This is a genomic window from Companilactobacillus baiquanensis, assembly GCF_003946605.1.
In the GTDB taxonomy this organism is placed as follows: domain Bacteria; phylum Bacillota; class Bacilli; order Lactobacillales; family Lactobacillaceae; genus Companilactobacillus; species Companilactobacillus baiquanensis.
On the sequence record NZ_RHOQ01000009.1, the window covers coordinates 39301 to 63113 of the forward strand.

Annotated in this window: 21 protein-coding genes, 2 tRNA genes, 1 riboswitch and 1 other annotated feature; of the genes, 6 read left to right on the plus strand and 17 right to left on the minus strand. The window is 34.7% G+C overall.

What is annotated here, in order from left to right:
- Positions 1–11 precede the first annotated feature (11 nt).
- Complete coding sequence (leuS, locus tag EKM77_RS10040) at positions 12–2432, minus strand: leucine--tRNA ligase (protein WP_125593932.1); 2421 nt, start codon at positions 2430–2432, stop codon at positions 12–14.
- Between the two features lie 53 nt (positions 2433–2485).
- Positions 2486–2691: a binding site (T-box leader), on the minus strand.
- Entirely contained in the window at positions 2691–3890 is a 1200-nt protein-coding gene (locus tag EKM77_RS10045; RefSeq protein WP_164507771.1) for a glucosaminidase domain-containing protein, read from the minus strand. Its footprint overlaps the feature before it by 1 nt.
- Before the next feature lie 58 nt (positions 3891–3948).
- Between EKM77_RS10045 and EKM77_RS10050 the strand changes: the two genes are divergently transcribed.
- Entirely contained in the window at positions 3949–4608 is a 660-nt protein-coding gene (locus EKM77_RS10050) for a phosphatase PAP2 family protein (protein WP_125593934.1), read from the plus strand.
- Here EKM77_RS10050 and EKM77_RS10055 read toward each other — a convergent pair.
- Both EKM77_RS10055 and metK read right to left on the minus strand, forming a co-directional pair.
- Positions 4543–6012, minus strand: coding sequence for an MDR family MFS transporter (locus EKM77_RS10055; RefSeq protein WP_125593935.1), 1470 nt, complete (start codon positions 6010–6012; stop codon positions 4543–4545). The two genes, EKM77_RS10050 and EKM77_RS10055, sit on opposite strands and share 66 nt — an antisense overlap.
- Positions 6013–6081: 69 nt before the next feature.
- Positions 6082–7278, minus strand: a complete 1197-nt coding sequence (gene metK / locus EKM77_RS10060) for a methionine adenosyltransferase (RefSeq protein WP_125593936.1) — start codon at positions 7276–7278, stop codon at positions 6082–6084.
- Positions 7276–7368, minus strand: a riboswitch (SMK box riboswitch). Its footprint overlaps the gene before it by 3 nt.
- 90 nt (positions 7369–7458) lie before the next feature.
- Between metK and EKM77_RS10065 the strand changes: the two genes are divergently transcribed.
- Positions 7459–8124 carry a hypothetical protein gene (locus EKM77_RS10065; protein WP_125593937.1) on the plus strand — a complete coding sequence of 222 codons (666 nt, stop codon included), beginning with the start codon at positions 7459–7461 and terminating at the stop codon, positions 8122–8124.
- A gap of 231 nt (positions 8125–8355) precedes the next feature.
- On the opposite strand, the gene EKM77_RS10070 is transcribed toward EKM77_RS10065, so the two are convergent.
- Positions 8356–8428: transfer RNA gene (locus EKM77_RS10070), tRNA-Val, on the minus strand.
- 9 nt (positions 8429–8437) lie between these two features.
- A tRNA-Glu gene (locus tag EKM77_RS10075) sits at positions 8438–8509 on the minus strand.
- 104 nt (positions 8510–8613) lie between these two features.
- Here EKM77_RS10075 and EKM77_RS10080 point away from each other — a divergent pair.
- Positions 8614–9237 (plus strand): DNA-3-methyladenine glycosylase, encoded by a 624-nt coding sequence (locus EKM77_RS10080; protein WP_125593938.1) that lies wholly within the window; start codon positions 8614–8616, stop codon positions 9235–9237.
- Here EKM77_RS10080 and EKM77_RS10085 read toward each other — a convergent pair.
- The 3 genes from EKM77_RS10085 to nrdD all read right to left on the minus strand — a co-directional run bounded on the left by EKM77_RS10085 (position 9232) and on the right by nrdD (position 13859).
- Positions 9232–11025, minus strand: a complete 1794-nt coding sequence (locus tag EKM77_RS10085) for a heavy metal translocating P-type ATPase (RefSeq protein ID WP_125593939.1) — start codon at positions 11023–11025, stop codon at positions 9232–9234. The two genes, EKM77_RS10080 and EKM77_RS10085, sit on opposite strands and share 6 nt — an antisense overlap.
- Before the next feature lie 100 nt (positions 11026–11125).
- Positions 11126–11707: an anaerobic ribonucleoside-triphosphate reductase activating protein gene (gene nrdG / locus EKM77_RS10090; RefSeq protein ID WP_125593940.1), complete on the minus strand. Its 582-nt coding sequence runs from the start codon at positions 11705–11707 to the stop codon at positions 11126–11128.
- Complete coding sequence (gene nrdD, locus EKM77_RS10095; protein ID WP_125593941.1) at positions 11652–13859, minus strand: anaerobic ribonucleoside-triphosphate reductase; 2208 nt, start codon at positions 13857–13859, stop codon at positions 11652–11654. The genes nrdG and nrdD overlap by 56 nt, the downstream gene beginning before the upstream one ends.
- Before the next feature lie 347 nt (positions 13860–14206).
- On the opposite strand from nrdD, the gene EKM77_RS10100 reads away from it, so the two are divergent.
- From EKM77_RS10100 to EKM77_RS10110, 3 genes are read left to right on the plus strand one after another with little or no spacing between them, the layout of a single operon-like run.
- On the plus strand, positions 14207–14725 hold the full coding sequence (locus EKM77_RS10100) for a TetR/AcrR family transcriptional regulator (RefSeq protein WP_125593942.1): 519 nt from the start codon (positions 14207–14209) through the stop codon (positions 14723–14725).
- Positions 14726–15787: an ABC transporter permease gene (locus tag EKM77_RS10105; RefSeq protein WP_125593943.1), complete on the plus strand. Its 1062-nt coding sequence runs from the start codon at positions 14726–14728 to the stop codon at positions 15785–15787. It begins immediately after the preceding gene.
- A 1-nt stretch (position 15788) separates the two neighbouring features.
- Positions 15789–16484 (plus strand): ABC transporter ATP-binding protein, encoded by a 696-nt coding sequence (locus EKM77_RS10110; RefSeq protein ID WP_125593944.1) that lies wholly within the window; start codon positions 15789–15791, stop codon positions 16482–16484.
- On the opposite strand, the gene EKM77_RS10115 is transcribed toward EKM77_RS10110, so the two are convergent.
- The 8 genes from EKM77_RS10115 to dapB form a co-directional block, all read right to left on the minus strand.
- Complete coding sequence (locus tag EKM77_RS10115; RefSeq protein WP_125593945.1) at positions 16481–17791, minus strand: hypothetical protein; 1311 nt, start codon at positions 17789–17791, stop codon at positions 16481–16483. The two genes, EKM77_RS10110 and EKM77_RS10115, sit on opposite strands and share 4 nt — an antisense overlap.
- A 23-nt stretch (positions 17792–17814) precedes the next feature.
- A complete protein-coding gene (locus EKM77_RS10120; RefSeq protein WP_125593946.1) occupies positions 17815–18369 on the minus strand; it encodes a sugar O-acetyltransferase in 555 nt (184 codons plus the stop codon).
- A 38-nt stretch (positions 18370–18407) separates the two neighbouring features.
- Positions 18408–18731, minus strand: a complete 324-nt coding sequence (locus tag EKM77_RS10125) for an AzlD domain-containing protein (RefSeq protein WP_125593947.1) — start codon at positions 18729–18731, stop codon at positions 18408–18410.
- Positions 18721–19437 (minus strand): AzlC family ABC transporter permease, encoded by a 717-nt coding sequence (locus EKM77_RS10130; RefSeq protein WP_125593948.1) that lies wholly within the window; start codon positions 19435–19437, stop codon positions 18721–18723. The genes EKM77_RS10125 and EKM77_RS10130 overlap by 11 nt, the downstream gene beginning before the upstream one ends.
- Before the next feature lie 72 nt (positions 19438–19509).
- On the minus strand, positions 19510–20574 hold the full coding sequence (locus EKM77_RS10135) for an aspartate-semialdehyde dehydrogenase (RefSeq protein ID WP_125593949.1): 1065 nt from the start codon (positions 20572–20574) through the stop codon (positions 19510–19512).
- Between the two features lie 26 nt (positions 20575–20600).
- Complete coding sequence (locus tag EKM77_RS10140) at positions 20601–21788, minus strand: aminotransferase class I/II-fold pyridoxal phosphate-dependent enzyme (RefSeq protein WP_125593950.1); 1188 nt, start codon at positions 21786–21788, stop codon at positions 20601–20603.
- Positions 21789–21827: 39 nt separating this feature from the next.
- A complete protein-coding gene (locus tag EKM77_RS10145; RefSeq protein WP_125593951.1) occupies positions 21828–23009 on the minus strand; it encodes an aminotransferase class I/II-fold pyridoxal phosphate-dependent enzyme in 1182 nt (393 codons plus the stop codon).
- Positions 23010–23025: 16 nt separating this feature from the next.
- Positions 23026–23802, minus strand: a complete 777-nt coding sequence (dapB, locus tag EKM77_RS10150; protein WP_125593952.1) for a 4-hydroxy-tetrahydrodipicolinate reductase — start codon at positions 23800–23802, stop codon at positions 23026–23028.
- Positions 23803–23813: the final 11 nt, after the last annotated feature.

The window sequence follows — 23813 nt, forward strand, 5'->3', positions numbered from 1 at the left end:
TTCACGCTCTCCTACTTAACAACGATATTAACAATTTTGTTAGGTATAACGATAACTTTAACGATATTTTTGCCTTCAACAAATTTCTTGATCTTTTCATCTGTTGTAGCAAGTTTTTCGACTTCTTTTTTATCCATGTCAACTGGTAATTCCATCTTATCACGTAACTTACCATTAACTTGAATAATGACTTCAACAGTATCTGATACTAACTTGCTTTCATCATATGTTGGCCATGCTGCATATGAGATTGATCCTTCGTGACCTAGTTTACTCCATAATTCTTCCATCATATGTGGTGCTATTGGAGCTAACAATTTGATAAATCCTTCGGCGTAGTCCTTTGGCATTGTATCAACTTTGTGAGCTTCATTAATAAAGACCATAATTTGTGAAATGGCAGTATTGAAACGTAATTGGTCAAAGTCTTCTGTTACTTTTTTAACTGTTTCATTGTAAACTTTATCCAATTTACCATCATTATTATCAGTCAAGAATCCTTCTTTAACGGTACTGTAATCATCATCATTAATGAATAATCTCCAGACACGATCGAGGAATTTATGAGCACCTGATAGTCCGTTTTCTGACCACGGAATTGAAGCATCCAAAGGTCCCATGAACATTTCATAAACTCTTAAAGTATCCGCACCATATGATTCAACGACATCATCTGGATTGACTACATTTCCTTTAGATTTAGACATTTTTTCATGGTTATCTCCAAGGATCATTCCTTGATTAAATAACTTTTGGAATGGTTCTTTTGTTGGAACAACTCCCAAATCATACAATACCTTATGCCAAAATCTTGCATATAGTAAGTGAAGTACGGCATGTTCTGCACCACCAATATAAATATCAACTGGCAACCATTGTTTTAATAGGTCATAATCAGCTAATTTTTGATCATTATGAGGATCGATATATCTCAAGTAATACCATGAACTACCTGCCCATTGTGGCATAGTGTTTGTTTCACGGCGGCCTTTACGTCCATTTTTATCAACCACATTTACCCAATCAGTTAAATTGGCAAGTGGTGATTCACCAGTTCCTGATGGTTTGATATCAGCTTCTGCTGGTAATTTAAGTGGCAATTCGTCTTCAGGTACTAGTGTTGTTTCCCCATCTTCCCAATGAATAACAGGAATTGGTTCACCCCAATATCTTTGACGTGAGAATAACCAATCACGAAGTTTATAGTTAACAAACTTCTTACCGTAGCCTTTGTCTTCAAGAAATTCGATCATTTTATCAATAGCTTCTTTTTGATGAAGACCATTTAAAAAGTCAGAATTAATATGCGCACCGTCTCCGCCAAAAGCACCTTTAGAAATATCTCCACCTTCAACAACTGGTTTGATAGGTAGATTAAATTTAGTTGCAAAGGCAAAGTCACGATCATCATGAGCTGGAACTGCCATAACAGCACCTGTTCCATAAGTAGCTAAAACATAATCTGAGATCCAGATTTGAACTTTTTCACCATTTACCGGATTAATTGCATATGCGCCAGTAAATGTACCAGTTTTATCATGATTCAAATCAGTTCTATCAAGGTCTGACTTTCTTGCTGCTTCTTCTTTATATGCTTCAACAGCACCACGTTGTTCATCAGTAGTAATAACATCAACTAATTCATTTTCAGGTGCTAAAACAATATATGAAACACCAAAGACAGTATCTGCACGTGTTGTGAAGACTGTTATTTTTTTATCGTCATAGCCGTCGATTGGAAAACTGATGTGGGCACCAATAGAGCGTCCGATCCAATTTCTTTGCATTTCTTTGATGCTTTCAGGCCAATCGATCAAGTCTAGATCATCTAGCAATCTATCAGCATAGGCTGTAATTTTTAACATCCATTGACGCATTGGCTTTCTGACAACTGGAAAACCACCACGTTCAGTCTTACCATCAATAACTTCTTCGTTTGCGACAACTGTTCCAAGATCTGGACTCCAGTTAACTGGGACTTCAGCTTCATAGGCGAGACCCTTTTTGTACATTTGTTCAAAGATCCATTGTGTCCACTTGTAATATTTAGGATCAGTTGTTTGAACTTCACGATCCCAATCATATGAAAAACCAAGTGAATTTATTTGACGTTTAAAATTATTAATATTTTTTTCAGTAAAATCTGCTGGATTATGACCAGTATCCATTGCGTATTGTTCAGCAGGAAGTCCAAAGGCATCAAACCCCATAGGATGCAAAACGTTATAACCTTGGGCACGTTTCATACGAGCTAAAATATCCGTAGCTGTGTAACCTTCGGGATGTCCAACATGTAATCCTTGACCTGAAGGATAAGGAAACATATCTAGCGCATAAAAATTATCCTTATTCTTATCAGTTGTTGTTTTAAAGGTTTGATTTTCTTTCCAATATTTTTGCCATTTTTTTTCAACAGCATTGTGATTATACATATAACTTCCTCCAATATTTATCAGTGCAATAAAAAAGTCCTATGATTATTTAATCATAGGACGAATTATCGCGTTACCACCTAAGTTCCGCCATTTGGCGACTCTTGATATCTTTAACGCAGAATGTACGTGATCTCTTACTTAATTTCAGTGATCAAACTTAAGTGGATGAGTTCGGTTTAACAAGTTACACGTTCACATTAACCACGTGCTTTCTGAAATTCTTCTTAAACTTACTACTTCCGTTTGTTGTTAATACTATACCATTAATTTCTGTCCGACAACTAATAAATCTGAATTTAAATTGTTGTCTTGTTTAATTTGATCAACCGAAGTTCCTGCTTGAGTGGCGATAGAATCAATCGTATCACCAGATTGAACAGTTACAGTATTTGATTGATTTGATGGAGTATCTGAAATAGTATTATCTACACTAATACTCTTAGTGTGTTTCTTAACACCATTAGTTTCATCTTTTGCGATTATAGGTGCTTGATTTGAGCCGTATACATCTTTAGTTGTATCATCAATTGTATTCGTTACGTTAATTGCATCTGTTGTATCTTGTGCTTGAGCTTGGTTAGAAACTGTCAAAGTTTTACCAGGATAAACATAACTGTCTGATTTAACGTTGTTCAAAGTCATCAATGAATTAACATCCATGTTAAATTTACTTGCAACTGATTGTAAAGTATCACCTTGTGCAACAACATATGACTGATCTTGAACTGAATCATCAGCTTGATCAAACTTAGTTAAATCATACTTTTCGATCACACTATTCAATTTATCAGCATAGCTAGTATCTGTCGCATAAAGCCCTGTTAAATAAGACGTTGCATCTTTATAAGATGAAGTGTTGCTCTTCCATGCTCCGGAATAAATTTGCGGATCACCAGAGACACCACCTCTGATCAAATAAACATAATCTTCAAGTGATTCTTTATATGAAGGATATTTTTTGAAATCTGAATTGATTGAGTAAAGACTACCAGTTCCGTCATCTTCCTGTGTACCCATATTTACAGAGTCACCTTTATAAGAACCCTTGATCCCAAATAAATTATAATTTGGAGCACTAGCTAATCCACTAGTTCCCCAGCCACTTTCAACCATTGCTTGTGCAATCATAACTGAAGCGTATATATCATTATTTTGAGCCAGCTTGCGAGCAGAATTTCCGATATAATCGATAAATTCTTGGTCACCAACGCCACGAGGTGTAATGATTTGACTTGAATCGGTTGTTGCTTGTTCATCATCTGATGAATTACTGTATGTATCAGCATGTACAGTTGGTAAAATTGCATTACTTGCTTCAGCAACTGCTCCACCAACAAAAAGTCCGGCACCCAAAACCGTCATTTTCTTTTTTAAATTTGCTCTTTTAGCTTTTTTATTATTTAATCTAGTCAATCGGCTTTCTTCAACCATACGTTGACGACGTGAAATTGTCATAATAATCTGTACCCCCGTACGTAATGAAAATAATATAGACATCAAAGGATTTTACTTAATGAAAACTTCAAAAAAACTCACTTTAGCAATTATTTTACTGCTTGCATTTATAATTTTAAGCATCAATGTAGCGCTTAAAACATCCCCAATCAAGTTATTTGATAATTTCTTCATTTCTGAAATTTATCATCATTCAACTTGGTCCCTGAATTTATTTAGGGGGATCACATTCCTTGGTAACACTAATCAAACTATTGCAATTGTTGTTGCTTTTTCAATTATTTTACTTTGGAAGCGTTATTATTATGCCATGTTTTTTTTGATCATAAATAAAATTTTAGTAACATCTATCAATACTACAATAAAATACTTAGTCGAACGTGAACGCCCTAGCCACCACCATTTTGTTTACGCAGGTGGATTTAGTTATCCCAGTGGACACTCAGCTAGTGCATTTGCATTGTACATATCATTACTTATTATAGCATGGTTTGTTTTTAAAAATATAAAATTACGTGTGCTAATTGGAATAACTTGTCTAAGTTTTGTACTTCTAATTGGGTACAGTAGGATCTTTCTAGGCGTCCACTATCCAAGTGATGTCTTAGGCGGTTACTTATTAGCTGCAACCATCATGAGTTTCACTACTATATTATTCACCAAGGATTCGACGGTTCTTAATCTCAAAGGCATTGATCACCAAAGCAATAAACAATAATATAATAGAAGCAATGTAGATATTATGAAGTCCTGAGAACAATATTTGTCTCATCTTAGGCAACAATTCAACTGGTAACTGACTGGCGGTTTGAGGATCAATTAATTGATTCATCATATCGACAGTTATTTTTTTATTTTCAGCCGCCCCTTTTGCCAAAGCAGTATTCAAAACAACTCCACAAATTGAAACCATCATTGATTGACCAATTGTTCTTAGCAAAGTATTAAAACTAGTTGCGACACCAACATTTTCCGATGGGACAACCGTCTGTGCGGTAACCGTCGTAGTAGTGATTGTTAAACCAAATCCTAATCCAGCCACTGCTGCTAAAGCACAAAAATAAATAAATGGTGAAGTTACACTTGCGAATATCAAAGCCCCTCCAGCTATTAATAGGAAGAACAAACTAATATATATAATCCTGTTTGGAGCCATCTTTTTAATTAAATGACCTGCCCAAAATGATCCAAAGATCCAAACAATTGAACTAGGAGTAACAGCAAATCCTCCCATGGATGGACTTAATCCCAAAATTCCTTGCATCCAAGTTGGGATATATGCCTCAAATCCAATTAAAAAGCCACTAACTAGTAAGGCAATAACATTTTGAACGACAAAAGTTTTATTTGCGAATAAATGCAACGGTAAAATAGGATCACTAACACGTTTTTCAACAACGATAAATAAAATTACGGCAATAATCGAGATCATCGTCAATGATAATGGAACGATTGCTGAACCGACACCAATTTTTTGTAGAGCTAACATTAATGGCAATAATACAGCTACCAATAAAACCGTACCTATATAATCAATTTTAATTTTTTCATGTTCTTTTTTCTCTTCTTTAAAGAAGAACCAAATTAATGTAATTGTTATTAATCCCACAGGTAAATTAATTAAAAAGACCCAATGCCAGCTTAACTTTTCAACGATAAATCCTCCTAATAACGGAGCAATAACGGCTGCAATTCCCCAAGAAGATCCGTTCAATCCTAAAATACGAGCTCTTTTTTCTAAGGGATAAATATCTGCGATTATTGTAAAAGTCAGCGGCTGAATGGCACCAGAACCAATACCTTGCACAGCACGAGCTAAGATCAGCGTCAACATTGAATTAGACATACTGCAAAGAGTTGATCCGATAACAAATAAAACAAGTCCTAAAATAAAAATTGGCTTTCGACCAACGATATCTGACAGCTTTCCATAAATCGGCGTTGCCACAGCTGTCATTAGTAAATATATTGAAAAGACCCAATTCATCAAACTTACACCATGTAAACTACCAATAATAGTTGGCATGGCTGTTGAAACGATGGTTCCCTCAATTGCAGTCATGAAAGTAGCAATAAATACGGCAATTGTAACTACTAAAACATGAGATTGTTTCTTTTCCATTAATTTCCTCCAAAAAAAAAGAGGATTCTTTAAAGAAATATCTTTAAAGAACGCCTCTGTAATCACTGACTACTTCTTTAAGAAACTCTTGATGTCATCAACTTTATCAAGTTTTTCCCATGGAAGATCAATATCTGTACGTCCGAAATGACCATATGCGGCCGTCTTCTTATAAATTGGTCTTTGTAAGTCGAGCATTTTAATAATACCTAATGGTCTTAAATCAAAATACTTATTGATACATGCAACGATTTGTTCTTCTGAATAATCGCTTGTTCCAAATGTATCAACATGAATTGAAACAGGTCTAGCAACTCCGATAGCATAAGCTATTTGAATTTCACATTTATCGGCAATACCTGCAGCAACCAAGTTTTTAGCAATATATCTTGCGGCATAACTGGCTGAACGATCAACTTTAGTAGCATCTTTACCAGAAAAGGCACCACCACCATGGCGAGCAAATCCACCATATGTATCAACAATAACTTTTCTACCAGTTAAACCGGAATCTCCTTCTGGACCACCGATAACAAAACGTCCAGTTGGGTTGATCAAAAATTTAGTATTTTCATCGATCAAATTCTTTGGTACAACTTCATCAATAACATACTTCTTGATATCTTTTTGCACTTGTTCAAGAGTTGCTTCTTCTTTATGTTGAGTGCTTAAAACAATTGTATCTACACGTAATGGTTTATCATTTCCATCATATTCAATTGTAACTTGTGATTTTGCATCAGGCATCAAGTAATCAATTGTTTTATTCTTTCTAACTTCGGCTGTTTTTCGCATTAATTTATGTGCTAGAGAGATTGGCAATGGCATATATTCTTTAGTTTCATTTGTAGCAAAACCGAATACAAAACCTTGATCTCCGGCACCGATTTGATCCAATGGATCGAAATCTTTATCGTTTCCACGCTTTTCAAGCGCATCATCAACACCTTGGGCGATATCAGGCGATTGCTCATCTAAAGCAACAAGGACAGCACAGCTGTTACCATCAAAGCCTGGATTAGTTCCGTCGTAACCAATTTCTTTAATTGTATTACGAACGACATTTTGAATATCAACATAAGCAGTAGTTGAAATTTCACCAACAACTAAAACTAAACCAGTAGTAACAGTTGTTTCACAGGCTACACGAGCGTTTTTATCCTTTTCTAGGATAGCATCGAGAATTGAATCACTGATTTGATCAGCGACTTTATCAGGATGTCCTTCTGAGACTGATTCAGAAGTAAATAAGTAATTCTTTGACATATTTTTTCCACCTTTCGGTTACAGGGCTTCTCCTTTTATCCAGTTTCCCAGAAATAAAAAAAGGATCCCATCAGGAACCTCTTAATAGATTAACACATATTTTCCGTATTTTCAGGAAAAAGTTGAATTGACGTGTAAGTTTTTCTACACTAATATGTCTTTATACATAAAGGAGTCACTATGAATAATCGCAAATTGATCGTTGCCTTGCTGGAGTTTATCAGCTATCATATTTTCCCCATAAGTTTCTTATTTACACATCATCTTAATAACTATTCAATAAATTTCTATTTGATAGTTATGGTTGCTATGATCGCCTTTTATAAAGAATACGTTAGAACCCTAAAGCCTAATTTTTATTTCAATGGACTTTATAGTATTTGCTTCTTTATTCTAGCTTTCATATCGTATCGAACGATGAATATTAACGTTATTATTTTGGTCTTTATTCAATTAGTTTTCTTATACTTAACCAAATACATTTCCAAAAAATACCAAATATTAGAAATATTGATCGACAATTTTATAATTCCTAGCTTTACTTCTATTGCCATTGCTTATACATATGCTCATTTTATTTCTGTTAATTTTATTGTTCCGTTACTATTAGTTAATATTGCTGCTGTTTTGATTACCTATTTTGAGGGAGAAACAACTGACTTTATCCAATTAGTAACACTCGCAGGCTTAACACTAGTCTTATTCTTACTAGGTTATATCAATATTATTACCGCAGTAACAATAGTTATTTTCGTAGTAGCCGCCACCCTGCTAAAAGAATTCAAACAAATATCAGTTTCAAATCTGATCTATCGTTTAATTGGAAATGTTTTATTATTAATCTAGAGCGTGAAATAAGGCGATTAGAGACCGGAGCATAGTCTAGAATATCGAATAATTGTGTACTTACAATTGTTCGATGTTTGTAACTATGTTCCGGTCTCTGCCTTATTTCACGCGTTTTAAAAAATAATAACCACCATAAAAAGGATGTGACTCTCGCCACATCCTTTTGTATTTGCGCTAATGCACAAAAAAAGCTAGGACAGCGTCCTAGCTAAATCGTTTTTTATTTGATGGAGGATACAGGGATCGAACCTGTGACCTCCTGCTTGTAAGGCAGATGCTCTCCCAGCTGAGCTAATCCTCCAAATAAAAGTGACCCGTACGGGATTTGAACCCATGTTACCGCCGTGAAAGGGCGGTGTCTTAACCACTTGACCAACGGGTCATTTAATTATGTCTTTCTCAAGCACAAAAAATATTATATATTAACTACAAAGGCGTGACAAGCCTTTTTTAAAGTTTTTGTAAAAAAGTCAGTGGAGGCATAGATTGAATATATCGGATTTTTTTGAAAATGGGGAAACAATAAACATTGCAAAAGAGATGTTAGGTCATACTTTTACATATAATTCAGATCAAGGAAAACTATCAGGTATCATTGTGGAAACAGAAGCTTACTTAGGAGAAATTGATAAAGCGGCCCACTCCTACAACGGTCGGCACACACCTGCAAACGATCCTCTTTATCAAGCAGGCGGCACAATATACATTTATTCGATTCATAGTTGGCTGGATATGGATATTAGTATTCAGAAAAAAGGCGTTCCAAATGGAATCTTAATTCGTGGTTTGCAACCGATCGATGGTCTAGAAATTATGGAAAAAAATCGTAAAAAAAATAATTTTGAAGTTACTAATGGTCCCGCAAAATGGATCAGAGCTTTTGGAATTCGAGATAAAGCTCTCTCAGGTACAATGTTAAATTCTGATAATTTCTTTTTTTCCGAAAAAAAAGTCCAGACTCCTCAAAATATTTTAGCAACACCTAGAATCGGTGTACCAAATAAAGAGCCTTGGACTTCTAAAAAAATGCGTTTTATTGTTGAAGGAAACCCATACGTTTCTAAAATATATAAAAAAGATATGAATTTGGATACTTATGGCTGGTTATAGCCGATCACTTCTTGCTCTTAAAGCATAAAGGATCGTCACAGTATCGACCACTTCTTGCAGTAAAGCTCCAATAATAGTTGGTATAAGACCAAATCCAGCTATTATCATCAATACGATACAAATAAAAATTCCTATCAAAACTGCTTCTTTAGCAACTTTTAAGGTATCTCGTGAAATTTTGACGACATCAGCTACCTTACCAAAGTCATCTTGCAAAATAACAGCATCAGCGGACTCACTAGCAGCATTAGCACCTTGATAGCCCATTGCGATACCAGCATCTGCCAAAGCTAGCGCAGGAGCATCATTTACGCCATCCCCGACCATAATGGTTGGATGCGTATCTAAATTTTTAATTATTTTAACTTTATCATTGGGTAGACTTTCTGGATAAATTTGGTCTATCCCTACTTCTGAAGCAACCATTTCGGTTGTTTCTTTTTTGTCTCCGGTAATAAGAAGAATATTTTTAATACCAAATGCTTTAAGTTTTTGAATAGTTGAAGCAGATTCAGGTCTGATTTGATCTAACAAACTGAATACACCAGCATATTTTCCATCAATAGAAACATAGACTCCAGATCCCTTAACTGTATCCACGTCTTCATCAGTTACAAATTTACCTTGTCCAACTTTTACATAATGACCTTCTACAAAACCAACGATCCCCTGTGCTGTATACTCTTTGATCTTCGTAACTGGCTCTAATTTTAATTTTCGATCAACTGCATAGTTAACAATTGTCTTAGCCATTATATGACTAGAATTTTCTTCTAGTGAAGCAGCATATTTCAAAACTGTATCTTTATCATATTCTGGTTTTATTATTGCTTCGTCGATCACTAATTTACCACGGGTGATCGTTCCGGTCTTATCAAAGGCAATCGTTTTAGCAGAAGAGATCTTCTCTAAGGTTGTACCTGATTTGACAATGATTCCATTACGACTAGTTCTACTCATCCCCGAAACAAAAGCAATTGGAGCTGCCAATATTAAGGGACATGGTGAAGCTACGACTAAAACTTGTGCAATTCTGACAGGATCTTTTGATAAATACCAGGCAATACCGGCAATTACATAGGCAATAATAGTAAACGGTACCGCATATCTATCAGCTAACCTTACAAAATGAGCTGGATTAGATTCTGACTCTTTGACTAATTTAACGATCGCTTGATATTCACTATCGGCAGCAATCTTTTTAGCTTCCATTTTAAATGGTGTTTCACCATTGATAGACCCGGACATGACCTTTGACCCGATCCCGATCTCAACTGGCATAGCTTCCCCAGTTAATGAAGATTCATCAACTTCTGATTGCCCATCAATTACTGCACCATCAACTGGAACTTGTTCTTTAGGTCTGATTAATAAAATATCCCCGATTTCAACATCATCAATATCAATATCCCTAATTCCCGATGAAGTAATTTTATGTGCGAAGGAAGGCGCATTGTCTAACAGGGATTTAAGCTCACTTTTGGCTTTATTAGCGGCGTATTCCTCGAGTGTGTCTCCACCTGTCAGCATTAATAAAATTACCCAGCCGGCCCAATACTGGCCTAAAACTATTGTTGCCACGATCGCAGTTATGGCTAACAAGTCGACTCCGAAATCACCAGTTTTTAAAACTTTGATCATATCAACAAACATTATCAAAGCTAAGATAAGTCCTAAAATACTAATAATCAGTTGTGAATAAAATGGCAAATTAAACAAAAATTCCAAAATAAACGCAACAACTCCAATGGTTAAAGTACCATAAAGTTTTAATTTGTCTGAATTCATGACTATCCCCCGTAATAAATATGATATTTCACATACAGTATAACTAAAAAAGTAGTACACGTGAAGTTTTTCCACACGGACCTACTTTTTATTTTGGGATCTATTTAACCAAGTTCTCCCAAATAACTACTTTCTTCTCTTTAAGTGATTTTTGAACATCGATTATTCTTTGGTTTGAACTACCTCGAAATTGTAATGACAGATCCTTTTTAGCTTGTAAAAATCTACCATCTACTAAAATATCGATCAAAGATAGTAACTCTAGCTTATCATCTGATTCTTTCATCAATTCATCCCAAGAATAACCTGTCCAAGACCAAATATCTTTAGTATTACCAAACTCTTTGCGCACTCTTTTACATAGCGATAAACAAACTTGTGTATTAACAAAGGGTTCGCCACCTAATAAAGTTAGTCCTTGAACATAACTTTGACCTAGGTCTTCAATTATTTGATCCTCTAGTTCTTTGGTATACGGCTTACCATATCTGAAGTCTTGCGCTGCCACATTGTAGCAACCAGGGCATCTGAACAAACATCCACTGACATAGAGACTGCATCTAACACCTTCTCCATCGACAAAGTTAAAGGGCTTATAATCGGCAATACGTTTTTGACTTAAATCTTTAGCCATCCACTCTTTGGGTGTCGGATTGTTTGGTTCTCTGGTAATTCGCGGCATTTCTTATCATCTCCGGTGTCATATTTTTTCTTCTTGATGCGATTTCGACATGACGTCCATGGATCATTGGGCGTTGTTGTGGATTACCTAGATATCCACAAGTTCTTTTAACAACATCACAAAACTTAGGGTCATGATTTCCACATTCTGGACAGACAAATCCTCTAGCAGTAGCTTTAAATTCGCCTTTGAATCCACATTTAAAACATTGATCGATTGAAGTATTTGTTCCTAAATATCCAACATGGTCATAGGCCCAATCCCAAACAGATTCTAAAGCTTTAGGATTTTGCTTTAAGTTTGGATATTCACAATAATGAATAAATCCACCTGAAGCATATTTTGGAAATACTTCTTCAAAAGATAATTTTTCAAAAGGTGATGGATGTTTTCTAACATCATAATGGAAACTATTTGTGTAATACTCTTTATCAGTAATATCAGGGATACGACCAAATTTCTTGATATCATCACGACAAAATGTATCTGTTAAGGATTCGGCTGGAGTTGAATACAAACTATAGTGATATCCACTCTCCTCTGCCCACAAACTACATTTATCATGCAATGCTTTAACAATACTTTCCGCAAAGTCATGAGCTTCTTGATCATGTTCCCAATCTTTTCCAAAGAATTCAGTACAGACTTCATAAATTCCAATATAACCTAGTGAAACAGTTGCTCTTTGATCTTTAAATAATTCATCAATACTGTCAGTTTCTTTTAAACGCTTCCCAAAAGCACCATACATATAAAGTAAAGGTGCATTTTCTGGTTTGGCTTCTTTAGTTCTCTCAATACGATATTCCAGTGCTTCATGGCATAGAGACATTTTTTCTTCAAAAATATCCCAGAATAATTTTTTATCACCATTTGACTCTAAAGCGATTCTTGGTAAATTAACCGTAACAACGCCTAGATTCATCCGACCTGAATTTACTTCTTTACCATTCTCGTCTTCCCAGCCTTGTAGAAATGAACGGCAACCCATAGGAGTTTTAAAACTTCCTGTTAATTCAATGATCTTGTCATACATTAATAAATCAGGATACATTCTCTTAGTTGAGCATTCCAAAGCTAACTCTTTGATATCGTAATTAGGGTCACTTGGTGCTAAATTCAATCCTCTTTTAACTGTAAAAGTTAACTTAGGGAAAATAGCTGTTCTGTGTTCTTTTCCTAAACCCTTAATACGGATTTTCAAGATAGACTTTTGAATCTCACGTTCGATCCAACTTGTTCCCAATCCAAAGTTAATGGTTGTAAAAGGAGTTTGACCTTGAGATGAATATAAAGTATTAATTTCATATTCCAAAGCTTGCATGGCATCATAGATGTCTTTTTTAGTCTTTTCTTTAGCAAACTCATCTTGCTTATCTTCTACGACCCATTTTTTAGCATCAGCCAAATGCTTTTCATAATTTATTTTGGCATAAGGGGCTAACAATTGATCGATTCTATTTGCTGAACAACCGCCATATTGAAGTGAAGCCACATTAGCGATTATTTGCGACATTTGCGCAGTTGCAGTTTGAATGGATCTTGGTGAGGCAACCCAGGCATTACCAATTTTAAAACCATTAGTTAACATTTCATCAAAATCTATCAAACAACAATTTGTTTCAGGCGTAACTGGTGAGTAGTCAAGATCATGCCAATGAAGATCTCCTCTTAAATGGGCCTTAGCTACTAAATCTGGCAACATTTTAAGACCAATTGCCCGACTGGCTACCCCTGCCTCTAGATCACGCTGAGTATTAAAGACTTTACTGTCTTTATTGGCATTTTCATGAACGATAGCTTCATTATTGCCAAATAATTTATTAATATTCTTTTCGACATTCGTTGCATCAGAAAAAGCTTCCTTTTCTCGAGTAAAGTTGGCCTCATATAATTCAACCTGTGTCGTCAATTTATACTTATTCATCAAATCAACAAGTAATTGATGTAATTCAGTGGTTTCAATTACGGAATTATCTTGCAATTCTGTAACTACATCTCGTTTAATTTGACTGATCAAATCAGGATCGTCAATTAGTTTATTTAAAACAAAATCGATTTTATAAGCATAAAATTTTGTTCTTTCTCCGGATCTTTTTATGACTGGAATTTCACTTAAAGTGTCCAATACATTTTCTTTTATTTCTTGCATACACACACAACCTTTATGGAATAAATAACATTATATTGAGTTATTTCATTTAAATCAATATCTAGTGGTACAACCATTTTGTTTCACACCATATCTAGTATGTGATTCCTAGAAGGTAATTTATTTTTCCCCAATATGTTTCATAAAAAATCCAAAATTGAGCAAAAAAATCAAGCAATTTTTTTAGTTAATTTATTTATCAATTTTTGCATTTTATTACTTTAGTATATAAATGATATCTAGTTTAAGATTGTCAAAAAATCATCCAAACTAGTTGACACCGTGTCACTTTAGATTTAAGATGACTTCATAATAATTAGTGACACAGTGTCACATTGGAGGTCATTATGGTTTCAAATACCTTTAAAAATTTAGACGACGAAAAAAAATTACGTATCACCGATGCATTTTTAAATGAATTTTCAAATCACACATTGATGGAAGCTCAAGTTTCAAGGATCGTAAAGGAATCAGGCATAGCTCGAGGAGCTTTTTATAAGTATTTCGATGACTTAAAAGACGCTTACACTTACCTTTACGGTATGGCGATGAAAGAAATACATAAAGATATTCAAACAGATCACGCAGCAAGTCCAGTTGATTTTGTAAAACAGACTAGAGAATTCGTTGAAAAAAGCAAGGACAGTAGTTTCTATGCTCTTGTCAAAATGCATATTCTCCACAATGAATCAGTTTTTATTTCTTCTTTTAATGATCAAGTGATAACTGAAAGTGAATATCAGTGGGCAACACAAGTAATGATCCATGAGACGATCAAGCAAATTATGTTGGAACCAAGTGCTAAAGATGTTTTGCTGAATAAACTCACAAATGTGTTAACTGCCCTAGTAAAAGAGGATGATTAGATGTTTTTATCGCTAAAAGAAATTAAAAAAGAAAAATTCAGATACGGATTAATTGTGACAATGATCGTTATGATTTGTTATTTAATATTTATTTTGACCAGCCTTGCAATGGGATTATCTAGCCAAAATACCGACGCTATCAATTCTTGGAATATGAAAAGTATCGTTTTAGATAAAGATTCAAACACTAGTCTTTCACAGTCACTGATCACCAAAAATCAAAAGAAAAATATTAATCTATCCAGTAAAGAAGCGTTGATCGGTCAAGCTTCAGTTGTAGCAAAGAAATCTGGTTTAAAAAAAGAATCGGCTCAATTTTTAGGATTAAATAACAAACAATTCATTGCTAAAGATTTAGTGCTGACTTCTGGTAAAAAAGTTAACGGACCACATCAAATCGTCGTTGATGAGCAGTTCAAAAATGACGGATATAACTTAAATGACAAATTAAAATTCAATTCAAACAAAACTGAATACACTATTGTAGGCTTTGTGAAAAATGCCAAATTGAATATTGCTCCTGTTATTTACGGAAATATTGCCGCTTGGCAAAATATAAAGAATCTAAATGATCAATTCGTCGGTAGTGCCATTGTTTCAAAAGATGCTAATTATGATGCAAATAACCAACAACTTAAAACATATTCAAAATCGGTATTTATCTCTAAATTACCTGGATATGCGGCACAAAACTCGACATTTATTTTCATGATCGGATTCTTAATGATAATTTCATTAATTGTGATCGCCGTATTCCTATACATTTTAACTATTCAAAAATTGCAAAATTATGCCGTATTGAGAGCTCAAGGAATACCGGCAAAAACATTAGTTAATGCTACTATTTCCCAATCAATAATCTTAGTCATTAGTGGTCTATTGATCGGAACAATTTTAACTATTTTCACTGCCCTATTAATTCCAAATTCCGTTCCCATGAGTTTCAACATCCCCATTTTAACCAGTGTAGGAATAGGGTTGATTTTTACTAGTCTAATAGGTTCTTTGATACCAATTAAATTGATCTTAAATGTAGATCCAGTAAGTGTTATAGGAGGATAAAATGACAACTTTAAAACTTAATAATATTGATAAATTTTTTGGAGTTGATTCAAGTCGTGTTCAAGTATTAAAAAATATTAACTTTACCGCCAAAAAAGGTGAAATTAATCTAGTAATAGGTCCTTCTGGGTCTGGTAAAAGCACATTTTTAACCATTGCTGGCGGTTTACAGACTCCTTCTGATGGTTCAGTAGTCCTTGAAGGTCAGTCACTTAAAACTCTTTCAAACAAGCAACGAGATGCACTTAGACTGAATAAAATTGGATTTATTCTACAGTCTTACAATTTGATCCCCTACCTGACCGTAAAAGAACAATTCAAGTTAGTTAAAAAAATTAAGAAAAATCATAATTTGGATGATCATTCACTTAATGATTTGATGAAACGACTTGAAATATCAAACTTAGAAAACAAATATCCCGGAGAGTTATCCGGTGGACAAAGTCAAAGAGTTGCGATAGCTCGTGCATTGTATACTAAACCAGATATAATTCTCGCAGATGAACCGACTGCAGCCTTAGATAGTGAACGCGTCATCGAAGTCGGAAAGATTTTCCAAAAATTGGCTAGAGAACAAAATACTGCCGTTATTATCGTTACTCATGACTTGCGACTTGCTAAATTTGCAGACAAAGTTTACGAAATAATGGACGGATCCATGAATCTAAATAATGAGCTAAAGAAAAAAGCAGGTTAATCACCTGCTTTTTTTTCGATAAAATAATATGTCACAACTGTTGAAAGTAAAGCAATTAAAGTCACCGGAAGTCTGACTATCAATAATAATTTTCCAGAAACATTTCCACTGGTACTAAAAAAGTTTAAGGCGTTGGTTTGGCTGTAGAAACTAACCAAATAGACAATTATCATATAAAACAATTGTTGAGAAATATTTCCAATTGCTGAAAGTTGATACTTTACTAAAAATGCTCGTTCAGACTCGATTTTAGGATCATGATAAAGTGAATTATTTAAAATTGAATTATCAGATCCAACGAATAATGAACAACAAAGTATCCCGATAAAGTAGGTAAAATTAAATAAAGACAAGATTAATCCAATAATTACTAATGGATAACGTAAATTTAAATGATTTCGTAAAATAAACGGACCTACTTCAAATCCAAATAAGTATAAGAGATATACGACTAATAATGTACTGAATCCAAACCGTAAACTACTATCAAAGATCGTATATAACAACACAAAATTCATGACTATTCCACGATTGATCGATGCTAAACTCAAGGGAAATAATTTTTGGTGAATTTTTAATTGATAGATCCACAAAATAGTTAATGCAAATACTGCGATAAAACCAATGTATAGGTCTTCGATCCTCATAATATTCTTTAATCTAGTGTATCGAATCATAAAGACTAGCATCACCAAAATAACTATAAAAATCATTCCGATTGCAGAATAATTGCGTTGATGCGTAGAGAATTCATGTTTTCGGTAAAATCCAATTTGTCTGTTGACCTTAAATCCACCCCACATTGAAAATAGAAATAGTAATGCCAAAATGACAAATGAGATCCAGTATTCTGACGTTTTAATTGCTAATAATTCTACAACGATCAACAAAATCATCGAAACAAGCGACCCTAACCAATGCAACTTGGTTAAATGAAAATCATTGGTAATTTTTCCCTTAGTTCTGACTGTTAAAAAATATGGCCAGATCCAGCTGGATGCTAATCCTAGGAGTATCCCGCCAATAACACCAAACCAAATATTTTTAGCAAAGATCAAACATAACGACCCAATAACGCCAAACAAGTTCGAGATTATCAACATTAATGAAGCTGAATAACGTATATAAACCGTAAGCAACATACCTATCGATCTAAATGTATAGAGCATCAAGAATGGTAAAACGTACGCGGCAACACTTTTATTATGATTATAGAGTGATAAACAGAAAAAATAAGGAATCACGACGCCGATATTAGCGAATAAATTCAATACACCTTCAGAAAAGTTTTCAACCAGTTTTTTCAACTTTTTTCTCCAGTCTAAAAATATTAACTTAGCTTCTTAATGACTTTAGCGGGAACACCACCAACTAAAGAGTTGTCCGGAATATCTTTGGTAATGATTGCACCGGCTGCAACAACTACGTTATTTCCTATCGTTACACCTGGCATAATGGCAGCCTTGCCGCCGATCCAAACATCGTTTCCAATATTGACAGGTTTGGCAATTGCCTTATAATCTCTTCTACCCTGAACCGTCATAGGATGATTGACCGTATATATATCAACATTAGGACCGATCATCACGTTATGTCCAATATTAACCGGAGCAATATCTAAAATCGTTAAATTATAATTGCTTAAAAAATCTTCTCCCACATGGATATTAATCCCATTATCACAATTAAAGTTTGCCTGAACTGAGACGCGTTTTCCATAGGAACCAAATATCTCTTTTATTTTAGCTGTCTGTTTTTCAGGTTCAGTGGCAGGGATCTCATTAAATTCTTGGCACAACTTTGCAGCTCGTGCCTTTCTTTTTGCAACCTCATCATCTAGAAAATAGTATTCTAATCCTGCATCTAGTTTTTCTATTTCTTTCATAATACACCTCGTAAAAACCATAACACTTTAATCGGCTACTACATAACTAACCGAACTAATGCCATCGCTACAATTCCGACAACAACAGTCTTCATCAGATCTTTTAACCAAACAGCCGTTATAACGGTTGGAACTAATGCAATGACTATATCCCACTTAGGAATTGCTAAATGACCAGCTTTGGCATTGAAAACTGTCTCTAATAAAAGCGCAAATAAAATCGATAGTGGCAAATACTCCAAAAATCTCGTAACGATCTTGGGAAATTTAACCATCTTACCAAGAATAAAAGGAGTTATTCTTGGTATCCAAGTAACTAAAGCACTACCGATCAATATCAAAAGTATACTTTTACTTATCATTCATCACACCTCCTACAAAACATCCCACTAAAGCAGAAATTATCACAGCAAGTGAAGAACTGACAAGAAATAACATTAAATAAAGACTTACCCCAACAGAAACAACTACATAAATGGGTTTTTTTTGATTTTTGGTTAACTCCCATTCAAATTGAGTTATAAACAATCCAGCAAACATAGCTGTTAACGCAAAATCCAACCCAAATTGTTCTGGATTAGCAATAAAATTACCTACAAGTCCACCTAGAATAGTAGCTACTATCCACGTAATATACGCCGTAACATTTAGTCCTTCCATCCAACGCAAAGAAAAATGCTTTTTTTGCGCAACAGTTGTGGAGAAAACGGCAAAAGATTCATCAGTCAGTAATGAGCCGATTGAAATATTTTTTAAAAGTGATTCATCTCGAAAATGCGGGCTGGCGGTCATACTCATCAATAAATGTCTTAAATTAACTAAAAATACTGTCATAACGATTCCCGTAATAGAAGTATTTGCTAGTAACAAACCACACATAACAAATTGAGAACTGCCTCCATAGACAATTGCCGACATCAACGTGATTTCTAATAAATTAAGATGTGAATTTATCCCAACGATCCCAAATGAAAAACCAATACCTAAATATCCTAATACTGTTGGCAAACAACTCTTTATCCCATCTCTAAAGGTTGTATAACCTGGATCTGTTTTTATCTCTTTCATATAGCCACCCCCAATAAATAATAAAAAAATCCGTCATTAACTAGAATGACGAATTTTTTAATAACTAGAAAATTATTTTACCTCAACAAGATTATCGGCAACAAGTCTTTCTGCAATTTGAACAGTGTTCCATGCAGCACCCTTTAATAAATTATCTGAAACGACCCACATATTGAAAGCACCTTTGTTTTCAAGATCTGGACGAATTCTACCGACAAAAGTCTCACGTTTACCAGTAGCATTGATTGGTTGTGGATAAACCTGGTGTGCTGGATCATCTTGTAGAACTGCTCCTGGTGCATCTTCTATAAGCTGACGGATCTTTTCTACTGAAGCATCATCTTTATTTTCAACTTCAATATAGATCGATTCACCATGACTAATTGGAACTGGTACTCTGACACAAGTTGCAGTAACTTTGATCTCTGGTGAGTCCATATCATCTAACATAATTTTCTTAGTTTCGTGAATCATTTTCCATTCCTCATGCGAGTACAAATTATCTTCAAGCACATCAATTTGTGGTAATAAATTAAATGCTAAAGGATAATGCTCCTTATCACCTTTGGTTGGGAAAATATCAGCTGACATTTCCTTATCATCAAGGTAATCTTGAGCTTCACTATATAATTCGTTTAAAGCTGATTGTCCGGCACCTGAGGCTGCTTGGTAAGTAGAAACAATTATTTGTTTCAAACCAAAGGCTTTTCTAATTGGCTCAAGTGCCACCATCATTTGAATCGTAGAACAATTGGGATTGGCAATAATTCCATGATGCTTGTAAAGAGCTTTTTCATTAACTTCTGGAACGACTAAAGGTACATCAGGATCCATTCTAAAAGCACTAGTATTATCAACACATACGGCACCACGTTTAACAGCTTCTGGCAATAGTTTTTTGGATACAGAGCCACCTGCTGAAGCTAAAACAATATCAACACCTTCAAATGATTCAGGTTTAGCTTCTTCGACAGTAACTGGTTGACCTTTAAAATGTAATGTCTTACCAGCTGAACGACTAGATGCCAACAATCTAACCTTTGAAACTGGAATTGTTGATTCCTCTAATTGTTGAATTAAACGTGTACCTACGGCACCAGTAGCTCCTAAAATAGCAACTTCATAACCTTCACTCATTATTATCCATCCCTTTAATTAAATTTTTACTGTAAACTTTTTGTAAATTTTTCTAAACGTTTCATAGCTTCTTTAATATCTTCCATTGATGAAGCGTAAGACATTCTGAAATATCCTTCTCCACCTTCACCAAAAGCCATTCCTGGAGTTACACCAAGTTTTGCTTCTTCAGCCAATCTTTCACAAAATTCGACTGAACTTAAATTGAATTTGGCAGGTATTTTAGAGAAAGTATAAAATGCTCCTTCTGGAAGAAGTGTTTCATATCCTAATTCATTTAGTTTACCAACAATATAATCACGTCGTTCTTGATAAACTGTTCTCATCTCTGAAGCATCATCGATCCCATTTTCAAGCGCTTCTTGAGCAGCGTATTGAGCCGGATTAGATGGTGCAGTAACCATAAAGGCGTGCATCTTCAAGGCATTTTTTACAAAACCTTCTGGTCCAGCCAGATATCCGATTCGATATCCAGTCATGGCATGCGATTTTGATAAACCGTTAATTAAAATAGTTTTTCCTGGTAATAATTTAGCAAACGAAACGTGCTTCTTACCATAAGTCAATTCAGCATAAATTTCATCTGAAATAACAAACATTTCTTTGTCTTTAACGACATCAACTATTTCTTCCAATTGATCTTTAGAATAAACAAATCCTGTTGGGTTGCCGGGATAGTTGATCAAAACGGCTTTGACTTTATCTTCACCTTCACGTTCTATAACTTCAGTTAGCTTTTTACCAGTTAATCTAAAGCCATCTTCTGTGGTGTCAACTTGGATCGGGATACCACCCAATACTTTGATGATCGGGATATATAAAGCAAAAGTTGGTGTAGGGATTATAACCTTATCACCAGGATTGATCATCGCGGCAAAAGTAGCATAGACTGCCTCTGTGGCACCAATCGTCACAACGATTTCTGATTCAGGATCGTAATCTAAATCAAATCTTACATTCAAATAGTTAGCAATAGCTTTTCGTAAACCAATGATTCCAGCTTGTTCTGAATAATGTGAATCATTCTCTTTAATACTTTCAATTGCAGCTTGTTTAACATGTTCTGGAACATTAAAATCTGGTTCACCTAAAGTCATCTTGATAATTCCAGGAATTTTAGAAAACTTTTTAGCAAAATATCTGATCTGAGAAACTCCGATGGGATCAACGACTTTGTTAACAACGTGTTCAACACTTGAATCTAGTTTTGGCATATAACTTTCTCCTAAAATTAATTTACTACTGTTTTAATTCTATAATAGTTTAGCCGTGAATGCTTTTAATCGTTTCATAGCTTCTTGAATATTTTCCATCGAAGTTGCATAGGAAACTCTAAAGAATCCTTCACCAGCAGCACCAAAGGCATCCCCTGGAACAACTCCAACTTTTCCTTCTGTTGCTAATTTACGACAGAATTCATCAGAAGTTAGTCCAAACTCTTTTGGAATGGCTGGAAATACATAGAAAGCACCTTCTGGAGTAACTGTTTTATATCCTAATTCATTCATTTCTTTAACAACATAATCACGTCGCTTCTTATATGTCTTTCGCATTTCGATTGGATCATCCAAACCATTTTGTAAAGCTTCTTGTGCAGCAAATTGAGCTGGGTTAGAAGGACAAGTAACTGTAAATGAATGTACTTTACTAGCTTGATCAACAAACTCTTTTGGTGCAGCAATATAACCAATTCTGTATCCAGTCATTGCGTGTGACTTTGAAAGTCCATTAATTAAAATTGTTTGTTCAGGTAAAACCTTGGCGAAGGAAACATGCTTTTCTCCATAAACTAGTTGGCTATAAATCTCATCTGAAATAACATATAGCGATTGGTCACGGATAACATCTGCTAAAGCAACAAGTTCTTCCTTACTATAAACAACACCGGTAGGATTACTTGGGTAGTTCATAATAATGGCTTTAGCATCAGGTTCTTGAGCCATAACTTCTTTTAACTTAGCAGGTGTCAATTTGAAATCGTCTTTAGAAGTATCAATTTCTACTGCTTCCCCACCTAATAGTTCAATATCATCCATATAGATCGAAAAAGCTGGTGTTGGAACTAAAATCTTATCACCGTGATTCATAATTGTTGAAAGTGAAGTATAAATTGCCTCTGTGGCACCAATGGTAACAATTACTTCTGTTTCAGGATCGTAGTGTACATCGTAATCTTTAGCTAAATAATTACTGATTGCTTTTCTTAATCCAGGAATACCTTTTTGAGGTGTGTAATGTGATTGATTATCTTCAATACTTTTAATTGCAGCTTCTTTAACGTGTTCGGGAACGTTAAAATCAGGTTCCCCTAATGTTAATCTTACGATCCCAGGAATATTGGCGATTTCTGAATTAAATACCAGAATTTTGTCATCCCCAATAGGTCTTGTTAATTTGTTACCAATTTCTGCTACACTTTTTGCTAATTTGGGCATAAAGCTCATCTCCACTTTAAATAATTTTTTCTAAACCAATTACTAATTTATCTCGTTTCATTACTTCTTTGATTGCTAACTGAACGCCTTTCATGAATGAAGCTCGATCAGTTGTACTTTGTTTGACAGTTAAACTTTCTCCATCACTACCAAAAATAACTTCCTCATCAGCGATAAATCCCGGTAATCTAATGGCATGAATCTTTATACCATGATAATCTCCGCCACGAGTACCCAGTGGATCAGATTCATTAGGATTAATGGGTTCATCTTTTTGTTGTACTTCGTGGATCAAACGTGCTGTATTGAGCGCTGTTCCTGATGGTGCGTCCAGTTTATCTTCATGATGTGTCTCAACTATTTCTGCTTGATCAAAATACTTAGCCGCTGTTTGAGCAAATTTCATCATCAAAACTGCTGAAATACCAAAATTAGAAGCAATTATGCCACCTAAACTTTTAGCATCAGCAAGCAATTTCAGTTCAGTAGTTTGTTCTTCAGAAAGTCCACTAGTTCCAATAACGGGACGAATACCTTTACTGATAGCAAACTTTGTATTATCAAATACCGCACTAGGAATACTAAAATCGATCCAAATATCAGCATCAATATCAATTTTTGATAGATCTTTATAAACCTTAATATCAGGTTCTAATCCATAATCAAGTGGATCTACACTGTCAATAATTGGATTAAAGACTCCTACCAATTGAAAATCTTTATTTTGATTAACCATGGCAACAGCTTTTTGTCCCATAGAACCATTAAAACCGGAAACAATAACTTTTATCACAAGTAATCCTC

Excerpts from the sequence above, each read along its gene's own strand:
- EKM77_RS10120 (WP_125593946.1), bottom strand. The coding sequence starts at position 18,369 with ATGAAAGAAATAGAAAAACTAGATGCAGGATTAGAATACTATTTTCTA.
- EKM77_RS10125 (WP_125593947.1), bottom strand. The coding sequence starts at position 18,731 with ATGATAAGTAAAAGTATACTTTTGATATTGATCGGTAGTGCTTTAGTT.
- EKM77_RS10050 (WP_125593934.1), top strand. The coding sequence starts at position 3,949 with ATGAAAACTTCAAAAAAACTCACTTTAGCAATTATTTTACTGCTTGCA.
- EKM77_RS10130 (WP_125593948.1), bottom strand. The coding sequence starts at position 19,437 with ATGAAAGAGATAAAAACAGATCCAGGTTATACAACCTTTAGAGATGGG.
- nrdD (WP_125593941.1), bottom strand. The coding sequence starts at position 13,859 with ATGCAAGAAATAAAAGAAAATGTATTGGACACTTTAAGTGAAATTCCA.
- leuS (WP_125593932.1), bottom strand. The coding sequence starts at position 2,432 with ATGTATAATCACAATGCTGTTGAAAAAAAATGGCAAAAATATTGGAAA.
- EKM77_RS10140 (WP_125593950.1), bottom strand. The coding sequence starts at position 21,788 with ATGCCAAAACTAGATTCAAGTGTTGAACACGTTGTTAACAAAGTCGTT.
- EKM77_RS10055 (WP_125593935.1), bottom strand. The coding sequence starts at position 6,012 with ATGGAAAAGAAACAATCTCATGTTTTAGTAGTTACAATTGCCGTATTT.
- metK (WP_125593936.1), bottom strand. The coding sequence starts at position 7,278 with ATGTCAAAGAATTACTTATTTACTTCTGAATCAGTCTCAGAAGGACAT.
- EKM77_RS10145 (WP_125593951.1), bottom strand. The coding sequence starts at position 23,009 with ATGCCCAAATTAGCAAAAAGTGTAGCAGAAATTGGTAACAAATTAACA.
- EKM77_RS10085 (WP_125593939.1), bottom strand. The coding sequence starts at position 11,025 with ATGAATTCAGACAAATTAAAACTTTATGGTACTTTAACCATTGGAGTT.
- EKM77_RS10065 (WP_125593937.1), top strand. The coding sequence starts at position 7,459 with ATGAATAATCGCAAATTGATCGTTGCCTTGCTGGAGTTTATCAGCTAT.
- nrdG (WP_125593940.1), bottom strand. The coding sequence starts at position 11,707 with ATGCCGCGAATTACCAGAGAACCAAACAATCCGACACCCAAAGAGTGG.
- EKM77_RS10110 (WP_125593944.1), top strand. The coding sequence starts at position 15,789 with ATGACAACTTTAAAACTTAATAATATTGATAAATTTTTTGGAGTTGAT.
- EKM77_RS10045 (WP_164507771.1), bottom strand. The coding sequence starts at position 3,890 with ATGACAATTTCACGTCGTCAACGTATGGTTGAAGAAAGCCGATTGACT.
- EKM77_RS10135 (WP_125593949.1), bottom strand. The coding sequence starts at position 20,574 with ATGAGTGAAGGTTATGAAGTTGCTATTTTAGGAGCTACTGGTGCCGTA.
- EKM77_RS10105 (WP_125593943.1), top strand. The coding sequence starts at position 14,726 with ATGTTTTTATCGCTAAAAGAAATTAAAAAAGAAAAATTCAGATACGGA.
- EKM77_RS10100 (WP_125593942.1), top strand. The coding sequence starts at position 14,207 with ATGGTTTCAAATACCTTTAAAAATTTAGACGACGAAAAAAAATTACGT.